The sequence below is a fragment of the Desulfatiferula olefinivorans genome (genome assembly GCF_054657895.1).
The window spans coordinates 33,813-46,743 of sequence record NZ_BAAHXV010000003.1 but is presented as its reverse complement, the minus strand read 5'-3'; the positions used below and the strand labels follow the sequence as shown (position 1 = coordinate 46,743).

At 57.6% G+C, this 12,931-nt stretch carries 13 protein-coding genes; 3 read left to right on the top strand and 10 right to left on the bottom strand.

The genetic code is table 11. The features are described from left to right. Window positions 1-156: 156 nt before the first annotated feature. Complete coding sequence (locus tag ACYQ11_RS03385; protein WP_459922334.1) at window positions 157-1,059, bottom strand: lysophospholipid acyltransferase family protein; 903 nt, start codon at window positions 1,057-1,059, stop codon at window positions 157-159. A gap of 207 nt (window positions 1,060-1,266) precedes the next feature. Between ACYQ11_RS03385 and ACYQ11_RS03380 the strand changes: the two genes are divergently transcribed. After that, on the top strand, window positions 1,267-1,497 hold the full coding sequence (locus tag ACYQ11_RS03380) for a hypothetical protein (RefSeq protein ID WP_459922333.1): 231 nt from the start codon (window positions 1,267-1,269) through the stop codon (window positions 1,495-1,497). A gap of 13 nt (window positions 1,498-1,510) precedes the next feature. Here the strand turns inward: ACYQ11_RS03380 and ACYQ11_RS03375 are convergent, their stop codons facing one another. Continuing rightward, a complete protein-coding gene (locus ACYQ11_RS03375) occupies window positions 1,511-3,367 on the bottom strand; it encodes a hypothetical protein (protein WP_459922332.1) in 1,857 nt (618 codons plus the stop codon). A gap of 167 nt (window positions 3,368-3,534) precedes the next feature. Further along, window positions 3,535-4,836 carry a CBS domain-containing protein gene (locus tag ACYQ11_RS03370; protein ID WP_459922331.1) on the bottom strand — a complete coding sequence of 434 codons (1,302 nt, stop codon included), beginning with the start codon at window positions 4,834-4,836 and terminating at the stop codon, window positions 3,535-3,537. A gap of 116 nt (window positions 4,837-4,952) precedes the next feature. Between ACYQ11_RS03370 and ACYQ11_RS03365 the strand changes: the two genes are divergently transcribed. Beyond that, window positions 4,953-5,507 (top strand): glycine cleavage system transcriptional repressor, encoded by a 555-nt coding sequence (locus ACYQ11_RS03365; protein ID WP_459922330.1) that lies wholly within the window; start codon window positions 4,953-4,955, stop codon window positions 5,505-5,507. Between the two features lie 11 nt (window positions 5,508-5,518). After that, the gene (locus ACYQ11_RS03360; protein WP_459922329.1) at window positions 5,519-6,892 is read left to right on the top strand and encodes a PFL family protein; all 1,374 of its coding nucleotides are present in this window, start codon (window positions 5,519-5,521) and stop codon (window positions 6,890-6,892) included. A 125-nt stretch (window positions 6,893-7,017) separates the two neighbouring features. Here the strand turns inward: ACYQ11_RS03360 and ACYQ11_RS03355 are convergent, their stop codons facing one another. The 7 genes from ACYQ11_RS03355 to ACYQ11_RS03325 all read right to left on the bottom strand — a co-directional run bounded on the left by ACYQ11_RS03355 (window position 7,018) and on the right by ACYQ11_RS03325 (window position 12,815). After that, window positions 7,018-9,267 carry a LamG domain-containing protein gene (locus ACYQ11_RS03355; protein WP_459922328.1) on the bottom strand — a complete coding sequence of 750 codons (2,250 nt, stop codon included), beginning with the start codon at window positions 9,265-9,267 and terminating at the stop codon, window positions 7,018-7,020. Between the two features lie 10 nt (window positions 9,268-9,277). Next, entirely contained in the window at window positions 9,278-9,865 is a 588-nt protein-coding gene (locus ACYQ11_RS03350) for a prepilin-type N-terminal cleavage/methylation domain-containing protein (protein WP_459922327.1), read from the bottom strand. Window positions 9,866-9,891: 26 nt separating this feature from the next. Next, on the bottom strand, window positions 9,892-10,311 hold the full coding sequence (locus ACYQ11_RS03345; RefSeq protein ID WP_459922326.1) for a type IV pilus modification PilV family protein: 420 nt from the start codon (window positions 10,309-10,311) through the stop codon (window positions 9,892-9,894). Next, entirely contained in the window at window positions 10,308-10,718 is a 411-nt protein-coding gene (locus ACYQ11_RS03340; protein WP_459922325.1) for a GspH/FimT family pseudopilin, read from the bottom strand. Before ACYQ11_RS03340 ends, ACYQ11_RS03345 begins: the two co-directional genes overlap by 4 nt. Further along, window positions 10,708-11,115 (bottom strand): type II secretion system protein, encoded by a 408-nt coding sequence (locus ACYQ11_RS03335; protein ID WP_459922324.1) that lies wholly within the window; start codon window positions 11,113-11,115, stop codon window positions 10,708-10,710. Before ACYQ11_RS03335 ends, ACYQ11_RS03340 begins: the two co-directional genes overlap by 11 nt. Before the next feature lie 31 nt (window positions 11,116-11,146). After that, window positions 11,147-11,536, bottom strand: a complete 390-nt coding sequence (locus ACYQ11_RS03330) for a prepilin-type N-terminal cleavage/methylation domain-containing protein (RefSeq protein WP_459922323.1) — start codon at window positions 11,534-11,536, stop codon at window positions 11,147-11,149. 64 nt (window positions 11,537-11,600) lie between these two features. Continuing rightward, window positions 11,601-12,815 carry a type II secretion system F family protein gene (locus tag ACYQ11_RS03325; RefSeq protein WP_459922322.1) on the bottom strand — a complete coding sequence of 405 codons (1,215 nt, stop codon included), beginning with the start codon at window positions 12,813-12,815 and terminating at the stop codon, window positions 11,601-11,603. Window positions 12,816-12,931 lie beyond the last annotated feature (116 nt).

The following is a 12,931-nucleotide window of genomic DNA, read 5'->3' as shown; positions in this document are numbered from 1 at the left end:
AACGCCCGAATCCAACACCAAAGATCGGCGATTTACTTAAAAGCCCGAACTGCGAACTAGTCACCGTCATCCGGAGCCGCCGTCTCTCACGTGTGATCCAACCATAGCCCGAAACCGCCGGGATGTATGTGAAACATGTCACAGATGACTTCTTTTTCATTCCTGATCCGTTTTCGGCTGTTTTTTCCAGCGCCTGTGCATCCAGATCCATTGTTCGGGATGGGCGCGGATCACCTGTTCATATATTTTCGAGCAGATCAGGGTGTTGTGACGGACATCCTTTTCCTCATCCCCGGTATCTGCAAACACCGGAGGTTCAAGACAGGTGATCACATACCGGTAATCCTCCGTCAGCCGGATAAACATAGGAACGATGGGCACCTTGAGCTTCATGGACAAAAGGGCCGGAACCGTCGCCGTATGGGCGGGCCTTCCGAAAAAATCCACGAAAACGCCCTTGACTTTGGTGTCCAGATCGAACAGCAGGCCATAGGTTTCCCCGTTCATCAGGCCCTCGACCACCGACGTGGCGGCGTTGCCCCGGGCCGTATTCGCATAGCCGGCCTCGTTTCTGTAGCCGACAATCAGCTTGTCCAGTCGGGGATCGTAGGATTTTTTAGCCACGACCTTGATCGGATAGCCATGGCGAACCACCCAGGTTCCCATCAGTTCCCAGTTCCCGTAATGACCGGTCATGATGATGACCCCCCGTCCCTGGTTGACCGCGTCTTTGAAATAATGAAAATTCTCGAGAGTGACCAGCCGGTCAATGCTTCCGTCCTTGACCATGAGGGGAAGCCGCACGGCATCCGCCGCACAGGCGGATAGGGTCAGAAAGACTTTTTTGGCCAGACGACGGATCTCATCGCTGTGTTTTTCTCTGCCGAAGGCCAGGGTCAGATGGGAGATTGCGTTGTTCCGTTCACGGACCGCAAACAGAAACGCGAGCCGTCCCACATGTCTCATCAGCCCGATGGCGGTCATGCGGTCCATGGACCGGAGCAGACGAATGACGGCAACGATGGCCAGATAGATCAGGGTATTTTTGATTTTTTTCATTGCCGGTTTCACATGCCGCTCCACGGTGTCGGGCCCGTCCCCGAAAACGGGACGCGCCAGGGTGCAAAAACGTTTGCTATTATTGCCCAAAACATATTAAAATGTTCAAAAAAACGATTGTAACACAATGTACCGATCTCACGATTAGGCGGCGAGAACGCCCCGAATCGTTGGCGACGACAACCCGATTATCTCAGGATCCGCCTCATGAATGAACCTCGTCCCTGTGAGTTTATGGAAACATGCCGTTTTTTCATCGATGAAATGACCATCGAATCCATCGCCGTCCGTTTCAGGCAGCGGTATTGTCTTTCCTGCAAGGAAGCCTGCGCCGTCTACATGGTCCGCTCTGCCCTCGGAGAAGCGGCCACCCCTCCCCGTCTCTATCCCAATGAATACGACCGGGCCCTGGATCTTCTGTCCTCGAAACCGGTCTGAACCCGTCTTTCAATCAGTCCGGAAACACCCGTGAGATAGCCCCGACAACCTTGTGATCGAAAATGATCTCGGCCGGACGGGCCTTCGTCCGGAAGTAAAGTTCACCCCGGGTTTCCTCACCGGGAAGAAGCTTGGTCTTGAATGACCGACCGGTATCGTTTCTCACATACCGGTTTCTGTCCGTTCCGATCATAATGAAAAAATCATCCCGGATGTACACCGTTTCCTGGCTGATATTTTTCAGACGGACGGTCAGCTTGCGCTGTCCCGAGTACAACTTTCTGCCCATTCCGTCATCCTGAACCGCCATCACCAGTTTGTCGTTTCCTTCGTAGTACAGTAGTTTTTCCGTCAGAAGCTTCCGCTTCATCAAGGCGTAAGTCTTTGACTCCGGATAAAGGGAACGTGCCCGATCGATGGCCTCGAGGGCCTTGGTCAGATCCGTCAGGTTCTTGTTTTTCCCCTTGGCGTAAGCTTCGGCGAGGCTGAACTCACTTCCGGCCAGTTTCTGCTTGTAAAACTCTTTCTTGGTTTTATAAAGGGTGCTCGACGGATTGATCTCCAGCAGCTCGGCGAACGCCAGGTAATTTTTTTCAAATTCAACCGCCGGAATCATCCGGGCCTTCTCGAACAAACGCATTTCCGTCAGATGCTTTTTGAGCGGTTCCAACTCGTTTTGAAGCAGCGGAATGTCGTACAGGGCGATTTCCTTTTCTGCGCTGTCAAACCGTTTGTTGTCGATCATCAGGGTGATCTGTCTTGAAATGTCGTCCCGGCGGCTGAAAAAGTCGTCCCGGATGATTTCGAGCTTCCGGATGTGTTCCCGTTTCAGTCGTTCGATTTTCATGGTTTTGTAAAAGGACAGCCCCATGGGCGTCGCCACGGCCAGAACCACAATCACCGAAAGAGCGATCAGGACCTTTGCGGTTTTCTTTTTGTCGGCCGTCAACCGAAAAACCTGATCCCGACCGGCTGTTACGGCCGTGGCGGCCAGAATCCGGATTTTCCCCAGGGTCTTCCTGACGGAATCTCCCAGCCCGGCAGTTCCGGACGAGGGTTTCACCGGTGCCCGTTTTGAAGGACTGATTTGGCTGACCTGAATGATTTCGGTTTTTTCATCGGCGTATGCCGGCTCGAGGGGTTGTACGACCGAAGCTGCGGCCGGTTCCGGTGTCGGAGGTACGGCAGAAACCGGCTCGGCGGAATCCGGCTCACGCACCAGGGACAGATTCGACAGATCCTCATCCTCCTCATCGTTAGCGTCGTCGATACCGGTCACGGCCTGCCGGATATCCACCGCCGCACTTTCCGTCGAATGCATGGCGTCGTCGCCCGCGCCATCATCCCCTTCCTCCGGCATCGACCGGACGGCTTCGTCCTGCGGCGCCTCGGGTGTCAGGGGCTTCAACTGGGACAGATCGATTTCAGCGGTTTTGTCTTCATGTCCAACCACGGTCGGCTGGGAGGATGACGGCGGAGAGGCGGGCTGCGGCGGTGAAGCAGGCGGTTCGGAGACAATCCGGCTCCCGTTTGACGTACCGCCGATCTTGTCGAAAATCACCCCGCAACGCAAACACTCACCGACGTTTTCATGCCTGGGATGACCGCATTTCGGGCAAAGGGGCGCCTGCTTGAATGTCTCTTCAAGGCTCGGCACCTCCGTTTTGGAGGTCTTCTTTTTTTCATCGTCGGGAATCAGGCCCAGTTCTTTCTTAAATTCAAGATCATACTGGGCTTTTCGCTGGGCGGCCTCAATACTCCTGATGCGTTCTTTTTCCTTATTCTCAATTGCGGCAGCAATATGAGTCCCGCATGCAAGGCATTCCACATCATCCGGGAGGCATTCAAAGCCGCATTCAGGGCACTTCATCTGTATTTCCTCTCCTTTGGGCTAAGGGCTCGAAACATTGGTATATTCATTGATCCGACAGCGTCAGTGATGTGATTCAGTGAACAAAAATTAGTATACAACCCTTGAAAAGTCAAAGAAAATGGGCACGAACCCCGGATGGAGCCTGAGTCCCCCGCCCGGGCCGGTCAGTCCGGCAGCAGATTGTAATAGTAACGCATGGCATCCGTCCGGGTGAGAATGCCGATGATTTCACCGTTTTCCATCACAGGCACCCGTCCGATATCGTGCTTGATCATCATCCGGACCGCCTCGAGCGGGCTTTTCTTCGAATCCACCCACAGGATGTCCTTGCTCATGTAGGCCTTGACCGGGGATTTCATGTGATCTTTTTTTCGCATTTTCTTGAAATCCCGACGGGAGATCACCCCGACCATCCGATCTCCCTCAACCACGGGCAGGCCGGTAAACCCTTTATCCCGAAGGAGCTGCGCCACGTCTTCCATGGACGTATCCGCACTGACCGTGTGCACCGGGTAGGACATCAGGTCGCTCAGCTGCACCGACGAGCGCTGGTTGCCGTCAATCAGTTCGCAGATCATCTCGATGACCGTGTCCACGTTCAGGTATTCGGACTTGATCAGGGCCGAACCGGCTCCGGGATGCCCTCCTCCGCCCAGATTCCGCAAAATCCTGCCCAGGTCCAGACCCTCCGCGGAGCTTCGGCCGATTACGATGCATTTGTTCTTGCCCTCGTCCTGAAACAGCCCAAAAGCCGCGTCGACGTTTTCAAGATCCCGGTACATGCTCACCACCACGGACAGATTGCCCACATGGCCGTCTAAGGGCACATGGCAGAACGCGATTTTATAACCCCTGATCTTGCGGCGCTGTGTGGTGTTCATCATGTTGAAGAGAATGTTCTTCTGTCTTTCACCGTAGGCCGGACGCAAAAAAGAATTCAACACGGTCAGGTCGGCCTGCCGTTCGAGCAGATAGGCGCAGGCGGCGGCGTCCTCGGCTGTGGTCGATGAAAAGGTCAGATTCCCGGTGTCCTCGTAAATGCCCATCAGCAAAAGGGTGGCGATCATCGGCGTCAGCAGGATCCGCCGCGCCTTGATCTCACGAATCAAAAGCGTGACCGTGGCCCCCTTCGATTCCTGACAGAGCCAGGCCGGGTTCATGTCTCCCTGTCGGTGATGATCCCAGATCAGAATCTCAAGATCCGCGTTGTTCTTTAGGGCTTTCATTCCCTCCAGGCGATCCCAGTTGCAGGCATCGACCACAATCAGAGTGGTGGCGGCATCCGGATCGATCTCGTCGGGGTGCTTGTACGGAAACAGATCCTTATGAATGGAAAGAAAGGCTTTCACATTGGGATTCATCGCCTTGGGCAGAACGGGAACGGCATCGGGATAAATCAAAGTCGCGGCAATGACCGAGGCCAGGGCATCGAAATCCGCGCCTTTGTGGGTGGTGATCATCTTCATCAAACCAGACTCCTGCAAAAACAACGACGCCAAAAGATCATGTAGGCAATCATTGTAAGTTGTGCTACATGTTAAACTTAATTTTTTCCAAATATCAAACGTTTTTGAGGTCTTTGATGAAAAAAACCATAATCACCGTGATCGGCCCGGACAAGCCGGGTATCATCGCATCCGTATCCGAGACCCTGTTCCGGCAGGGCTGCAACATCGAAAACATCAGCCAGACCACCCTTCAGTCCCAGTTTGCAGGCATCTGTGTCGTATCCCAGCCCGAGACCCTTGGCCTTGGCGCCCTTGAGCAGGCCCTCAATGACGACCTTAAGGGGAAGGGGCTCCAGATCCACATCACGTCCCTTGACGACGGCGGTTCGGTCCCTCTGCCCGAAACCACCGAGCCCTTTATCATCAGTTCCTGCGGCCCGGACCGCAAGGGCCTGGTGGCCCGGGTGTCCCGGCTGATCGCCGACGCCGGGGTCAACATCGCCAATCTCAAGGCGGTGTTTGAAGGAGGCATCAATCCGGATCGAAACATCATGTTTTTCGAAGTGGACGTACCCGCCCAGACCGATCTTTCGGCCCTGTCCGACAAACTCAAACACCTTGCCGCCGAACTAAACCTGGATCTTACCATCCAGCACAAAAACATCTTTGACGCCGTCAACCGTATATAAGGAACCATGTCATGTTTAACGACAGTGAATTCATCACCACCCTTGAAATGCTGAAATACGAACACTTAGACGTCCGGGCCGTGACCCTGGGCATCAACCTCACCGATTGCGCCAGTCACGACATCGGGGTGTTCACGGCAAATATCCGAAAGAAAATCACATCGCTCGCCGGGAATCTCGTTGCGGTCTGCAACCAGGTCGGCGAAAAATACGGCATCAACGTAGTCAACAAACGCATTTCCATCAGCCCGATTTCCGTGGTGGCGGCGCCCTTTTCCGCCGACCGGATGGTCGGTATCGCCCGGACCCTGGACGAGATCGCCGCCGAGGTCAACGTGGATTTCATCGGCGGGTTTTCCGCCCTGGTCGAAAAGGGGTTTTCCCACGGAGACCGTGCCCTGATCGAAGCGATTCCCGAAGCCCTGGCCCAAACCGGCCGCATCTGTTCGTCGGTCAATGTGGGCACCACCCGGGCCGGCATCAACATGGACGCGGTTCTGATGATGGCCCAGGCCATCAAGAAAGCCGCCGAACTGACCCGGGACAAGGACGGCCTGGCCTGCGCCAAGCTCTGCGTGTTCTGCAACATTCCCGAAGACGTGCCCTTCATGGCCGGAGCCTATCTGGGCATCGGTGAGCCCGACGCCGTGATCAACGTGGGCGTCAGCGGGCCCGGCGTGGTCAAAAAGGCCATCGACCGCCTGGTTGAGGCGGATGGAAAAGCCGATCTGGGCCTGGTTGCCGAAACCATCAAACGGACGGCCTGCAAGGTGACCCGGGTCGGCGAGCTGATCGGCCGGGAGGTTGCCCAGAACCTGGGCCTGCCCTTCGGTGTGGTAGACCTGTCTCTGGCCCCGACGCCCACGGTGGGCGACAGTGTGGGGGAAATCTTCCAGAGCCTCGGGCTTTTAAGTATCGGGGTTCCCGGCAGCACGGCGGCCCTGGCCATGCTCAACGACGCCGTCAAGAAAGGCGGCGCCTTTGCCAGCTCCTATGTGGGCGGATTGTCCGGAGCCTTCATTCCGGTCAGTGAGGATCTGAACATCGAGGAAGCGGCCCGACTGGGCCATCTGAACATTGAAAAACTCGAAGCCATGACCAGCGTCTGCTCGGTGGGTCTTGATATGGTGGCCATCCCCGGCGACACCACCGAGGACACCCTGGCCGGTATCATCGCCGACGAAATGGCCATCGGCATGATCAATTCCAAGACCACCGCCACCCGCATCATTCCCGTTCCCGGGAAAAAGGCCGGTGACAAGGCCTTTTTCGGAGGGCTTCTGGGCCACGCCACCATCATCGACGTGAAAAACGCCGGCGGGCTCAACCCCTTTATCCGCCGCGGGGGGCGTATTCCTGCGCCGATTCACAGTTTGAAAAATTGACTCTGATGGGCACAGCTTTGCCTTTGCCCATCCTACAACGCCATTCATTGCAGCGGTTTTTACGTAGGATGGGCAAAGCGCAGCGTGCCCATCGGAATTCTCACAGGGCGTCCCCAAGAAGTCTGTCAGGGCAGCGACCGGTCCGTCCGAAGGCCGCGATAGATATGATCGACCTCGTCCTCTGAAAGGGCCCGGTCCCAGAAGCCGACGTCGTCCATGGCGACCTCGAAAAAGCTTAAAAAGAAGAAGGCGGTGGGGCCAAGTCGGACCTGATCGTTGTTCAAACGAAGGGTTCCGGAAACATTCCTCGCCGCATCCACGGCTCCATCCACATACAAAATTTTCCGACTGCCGGTGTACACCCCCACCAGATGGTGCCAGCTGCCGTCACGGATCGGATCGTTGCCCGCCGTATCCACGGGATTGAGACCCGTCGTGCCAAAGGTGGCGTTGTTTGAGGTGCCGTAACGCCTCAACCGGAATGAATCCGACCCCTTGGCCACAAACGAGTCATTGCCCATGATCCAGGACCAGCTGTCTACCCTTACCCAGGCTGAAACGGTGAAGGGGCCGGTGAAATCAAAGGGCGCTTCCGCTCCGATATTCAGATAATCATTGTAGCGGAAATAAACGGCACGGTTTGAACAGCCGTGGTGATCCGCCGTCAGACCCGGGCCGGACCCCGACGCATCATTGGCCCGGTCGCCCTCCTTGTCCTCACCGGCCCCGTCCCGGTAGTTTCCGGCAAACGGATAAAACGCCACGGCGTCGCAGCCGACGTTGCAGGCGTTTGCGAAAATCTCCCGAATGCCGCAGAGATCTTCCTGGGTGTTGTAGATGAACACCTCGTCGATGAGGCCGTGGAACCCGAAATTTTTCTGGGCCGAATTGAACAGCTCGTCCAACTGGGCGCCGATCTGGACGGTTCCCTCGGTGTTTCGCACCGTCAGGGTCTCGGGCCGGGACACATCCTCGATGCCGTCGATGTAGATAAACATCCCCGCAGGTCCCCAAGTGGCAGCCACGTGGTACCAGAGGCCTTCGGTGAGACGGGAGGTGGACTCCAAACTCAACGACGTGGTTTCACTGGCGTGAATTTCGAACCGAATGCGGTCCGGAGGCCGAAACTGCAGGACGTAAGCCAGATCCGAGTCGCCCCGTAATCCACCCTTCCGGATGATCCCGGCCGAACGGTTGGTGAAGGCCGTGGCCTTGACCCAGGCCCCGATGCTGCCTTCGCCGCTCAGATCCAGGGCAGGATCATCAGACAGACGCACATAGTCCATGTCCCCGTCAAAGGCCATGGCATCGCCGACCTTGCCGGGGGATACCATATCCGCATCGCCTAGAACCTGGGCCCCGTCGATGAGACCCGTGAGCACGTTGTCGGGGTGATCGTAAATCAGATCCGTGGCCGAGACGGTGAAAAGGGTGTCCCCCAGTCCGGCCATGACGGAAAAAACCCGGTTGGCCTCAAGCTCGCTTCCGGCATGAACCGTGCCCGTGGACGCAAAACGGGCCGATCGGTGGACAACGATCCGGCTGTCGGCGTCCAGCGTCAGGGAAAAGGCCTCGTCGGGATCGTTGAACACCCTTATATCGGACAGCGTGGTTCCCGTCCGGGTTTGATACGTATAGATGCCTGTCCGGGTTCCGGCCGCATCCCGAAACTCGCCGCTGCGGGTGATAATGGAAAAGACCCCGTCCTCGTCGGGCATCAGGCGGTTTGCGTCCATCACGGTCAGGCTGTTGCCGATTCCGCCTGTCAGCACCGTCGGGGTACAGGTCAACACGGCCTGAACCGTGGCCCCGGCATCCAGGGGTGAGGCCAGCCCCGGACTCCCGTCGGCCACCTTTGCGATCCCTTCAAAAGCAAAGGCCGCTGCATCGCCGCTCAGGGAGACGTAGGTGTAAAGGGTAAAGCGCGAGCCGGACAGGATGCCCAGCGTTCCCGATGCGGGCGGATTGACTCCCGACGGCCGGGCGCCAGGGTATTCGGCCCGGATGCGGACGGCTCCGGCGGCATGAGCGCTTCGGGCCGTGTAGAAATACGGCCGGATGTCCAGACTGAACCGTTCCTCGCCGCCGTTCAGGACAAAGGTCCTGCCGTGCAGGGTTTTCAGGACCGTGTTTTTGTCGATTTCCGTGGGCGCCGCCTTGTACACGGCGCTCACCCGGCGAAAGCCCGACTCGGCCAGAAGATCGGCCTGGACGGCGGTGTTCGTGAAAACCTGCTGGTTGACCGAGGTGGACATGAAGGCCACCATGGCCGTGCCGATGATGCCCGCCGCCACAAGAAGAACCACCAGGTGAAGGAGAATGCTTCCCTTCTCCGAAGCCTGTTGGGGGATGTCGCTATGAGGGATACGGGTCATCGTCGTTATCCTATTGGCGATTCCAGCCGGACGCACCGGCATTTTTTTTAGACCGGACATCGGGGTAGACGATGCTTGTAAACGAAAGGGGGCCTGAATCGGACGACACTGTCAACGTAATGCGAACGGCATACAAACGGGTGACATCCCCGCTGTTCCAGGCACCGGGGGCGGACCAGTTGGACGGGCCGGACAGATCGCCGGTTTCATCGAAAAAGGCCAGGTCAAAGGATGCCGTCTGATCGATCAGGGTGTTTCCCGACGACGCCGGAAGGGCCGTGCCCAGCGTCACCCGATCTCCGTCACGCCCCAGAACCCGTGTCGTTTCAGCCTCCCCCTCGGGTTTGATCCGGTAATACAGGGACAAAGGCCCCGCGCTGTGGACATCGCTGATGTTGGACAGTTCGAGACGCAGGCGGGAAAGAGCCAGCTGAGCCTTCTGGCTGATGTCCGCACTCTGCCGGACCAGGGTATAACTGCGGATCGAGGTGGTCAGCAAAAGTCCCGTCGCGGCCGCCAGAATGCTGACCAGCACCAGGACAACGATGATCTCCACCAGGGTGAAGCCGGCAACCGTCTGATGATTTTTTTTCTTCATGGCCGTCTGTGTCAACCCCGTTTGTGTCAATCGGCAAACAGCGCCACAAGACGCCGGTCACCCACCTGGATCCTGATTTTCAGGGTGTTTTGCAGGGTGGTGTCCGGGATCTCGTTCCCTACGGCATCGAAGGCGATGTACGCGTTGTCCAGAACCTCGTAGGTTCCATAGGCGTTGGTCTGACTGCTGCCTTCGGGGCCCACGGCGTTTCGAAGATCCGAAAGGGTGCTGCCGCCCGCATCGAGACGCCGCCGGTAATCGACGGTGATGCGTTCCATGACGGAAACCACGGCTTCGGCATCACGGACCTGGGATACCGCCCCGGCCCCGGCCGTGACGCTCACGCCCAGATACCGGAGCACCACCAGGGCCAGAATCGACAAAATGATCAGCCCCGCAAGAATTTCCACCAGGGTCATGCCCCGCCTGTTCGTCACGTATCTCACGGCACAAACCCCGTATCCGGCGTGATGGTGACAATCCGGCCGCCGAGACTTATGCTCGTCATCCCCGAGGGCCGTCCCCAGGTGTCGAAGGTCACGCTGCCCGAAACCGCTGCGGGAAGAGGGACCGTCAGGGCGCTTTCGCCGGGCAGACGCACCGGCACGGCCGTTCCGGCCGGATCACGGACCAGGCTGTACCCGCCGCCGGAAAACACAATGCCGAAGGCCCGATCCCCGTTCATGGCCCGGCTCTGGGCATAACGCAGATGGGTTTTCAGCACATCGGCGGCGGCCCCCTCATCGGTGTCCCCGAGCCCCAGGCCCCCGGCCACCACCAGGGCGGCCACGATGCCCATCAGCAAAAGGACCGCGATGATTTCGACCAGGGTAAACCCGCCGTCACGGTTCATGGACCCTCCACCTCCCGGGCGTCTGGGCCGTGGACGGAAGGCGTTCCAGAGCCACGGCGATGTGGCCCTGGAAAACGATACGTCCACCCTGAATCAATGGCCCTGATTTCGCCCAATGAAAATCACGCCCAAGGTCATTATCAAGTTTTGAAAAAAGAAATTCATCGCCCGGCCAATGCCCTGTGGAAACCAGGGTCTGAGCCCACACCATGGTTTCACGGGCATTGAGCTCGGCGACACAGGCCGATACGGCCCTTATGCGATGCTCTTCAACGAGTTCATCCCACCGTTCCAAGGTAATCACGGTCAAAAACGCCACGATGACCAGAACGAAAAGGACTTCAAGAAGGGTAAACCCCTGGGGCCCAACCAGCCGATCGTATCGACACCGGTTCATAGGCCCACCGTTCCCTCTTGCACAGTTCCGATCAATCTTCCCACAATGCCGGTGTTTGGGCCGTTGAAACGGATCGAGTCAAGGTTCTCGTGACTCCGCCGAAAGTCAGATCGCCACCTGCTGCATCGGGGTCGCCTGCGGCCCATGAATAGCCGTCGCCCAACCCGGTTGCGGCATCAACTTCTGTAATAACGCCCGCATCGTCAGCCCAGCCGGCGGCAGACAGTTTGATTTTTCCCCACGCCATGTTCTCCCGTGCGTTCAATTCGGAAACTGCGGCATCCAAAGCTTTATTTTCGGCTTCAGTGGTCAGGTCAAAATACTTGGGCACGGCCACGGCCGCAAGAATCCCCAGCAGAATCAGTACGGCGATGATTTCCACAAGGGTGAAACCTTCCTGATAGGTCATACGTTTTCTCATGTTCTTCCTCCTGTTTGATGTGTGTTGGTGTTGCGTTGGTATATAAAAATCACTGTGTTGCTCATCATTTCACCATCTTGGTCAGGTCCCACATGGGCAGGAAAATGGCCAGGGCGAAGAAGCCGACCACGGCGGCCAGGCCCACGGTGAGAATCGGTCCGATGGCCTCGGACAGGCCCTTGACCGCGTATTCCACCTCGTCGTCGTAATGGGCCGCCACCTCTTTGAGCATCTCGTCCAGGCTGCCCGATTCCTCGCCGATGGCCACCATGTTGACCACCATGGGCGGAAAATAACGGGCCGAACGCAGGGGCCGGGCCATGCCCTGCCCTTCCTCGAGCCGTGAGGAAATGGCCCTGAACTGCCGGGTGATGGCCGCGTTGCCGATGGTTTTGGACAGCACGTCCATGGAATTCAGGATCGTCACCCCGCTGGTCAGCAGGATGGAGAACACGCTGGCGAAGCGGGACATCACCGACTTGACGAACAGGGGGCCGATGATGGGAACGGCCAGAATCACCGAGTCCCTGACAAAACGGCCCTGTTCGGTTTTCATGGAAAAAACGAAGGCGACGACCAGACAGGCGGCGAGAGCGGCCAGCAGAAACCCGAAACGGTCGATCAGGTGGTACAGGTTCAGGCAGATAACCGTGGGCAGCGGGAGATCGATGCCGGCCTTGGCGAAGATGCCGACGAATTTGGGAATCACGAAGGTCAGCAGGATGAAAAAGGCCGCCACCAGGGTCACCACCACGATGGTCGGGTAGCGCAAAGCCGACTTGATATCCGATTTGATCTTGTGCTCATGGGCGATGATGTAGATCAGCCGGTCAAGGATATCCGGCAGGGATCCGCTGACCTCCCCGGCCTCGATCATGCTGCAGTAAAGGGGGGAAAACACGCCGGGGTGACGGGCGAAGGCTTCGCTGATCCCCGCCCCCGCGTTCAGGTCTTTGCGAAGGGCGGCGACGGTTTTCTTCAGACGGGCGTTTGCGGTCTGCTCTTCCAGAATATCCAGAATCTGGATGATGTTGACCCCGGCCCGGATCAGGGTGCGAAACTGCTTGGTGAACAGCACCAGCTCGTCGGCGGACACCGGGGTCAGGGCATCGGCCAGCCCGCTGAACACACCGTCGCCGGACGCGGAGACTTCCCGGATGGACAGGGGAATTTCACCCTTTCGGCCGACTTCTTCTTCGGCCTCCTCCCGGGACCGGGCGCTGATCCGTCCCTTGATTTCCCGGCCCAGGGGGCCTATGGCGGTATACTGAAAATCCATCGAATGCTTCCGTATCAGACCATGATGATCTCGTAAAAAGTATGTTTTTGGACGGCTTCGTAAAATGTTCGAGATCAAGGCTTGCGAATCCCGAGGAATGAGGCATACTTAGGGTA

Excerpts from the sequence above, each read along its gene's own strand:
- ACYQ11_RS03385 (WP_459922334.1), bottom strand. The coding sequence starts at position 1,059 with ATGAAAAAAATCAAAAATACCCTGATCTATCTGGCCATCGTTGCCGTC.
- ACYQ11_RS03380 (WP_459922333.1), top strand. The coding sequence starts at position 1,267 with ATGAATGAACCTCGTCCCTGTGAGTTTATGGAAACATGCCGTTTTTTC.
- ACYQ11_RS03375 (WP_459922332.1), bottom strand. The coding sequence starts at position 3,367 with ATGAAGTGCCCTGAATGCGGCTTTGAATGCCTCCCGGATGATGTGGAA.
- ACYQ11_RS03370 (WP_459922331.1), bottom strand. The coding sequence starts at position 4,836 with ATGAAGATGATCACCACCCACAAAGGCGCGGATTTCGATGCCCTGGCC.
- ACYQ11_RS03365 (WP_459922330.1), top strand. The coding sequence starts at position 4,953 with ATGAAAAAAACCATAATCACCGTGATCGGCCCGGACAAGCCGGGTATC.
- ACYQ11_RS03360 (WP_459922329.1), top strand. The coding sequence starts at position 5,519 with ATGTTTAACGACAGTGAATTCATCACCACCCTTGAAATGCTGAAATAC.
- ACYQ11_RS03355 (WP_459922328.1), bottom strand. The coding sequence starts at position 9,267 with ATGACCCGTATCCCTCATAGCGACATCCCCCAACAGGCTTCGGAGAAG.
- ACYQ11_RS03350 (WP_459922327.1), bottom strand. The coding sequence starts at position 9,865 with ATGAAGAAAAAAAATCATCAGACGGTTGCCGGCTTCACCCTGGTGGAG.
- ACYQ11_RS03340 (WP_459922325.1), bottom strand. The coding sequence starts at position 10,718 with ATGAACCGTGACGGCGGGTTTACCCTGGTCGAAATCATCGCGGTCCTT.
- ACYQ11_RS03335 (WP_459922324.1), bottom strand. The coding sequence starts at position 11,115 with ATGAACCGGTGTCGATACGATCGGCTGGTTGGGCCCCAGGGGTTTACC.
- ACYQ11_RS03330 (WP_459922323.1), bottom strand. The coding sequence starts at position 11,536 with ATGAGAAAACGTATGACCTATCAGGAAGGTTTCACCCTTGTGGAAATC.
- ACYQ11_RS03325 (WP_459922322.1), bottom strand. The coding sequence starts at position 12,815 with ATGGATTTTCAGTATACCGCCATAGGCCCCCTGGGCCGGGAAATCAAG.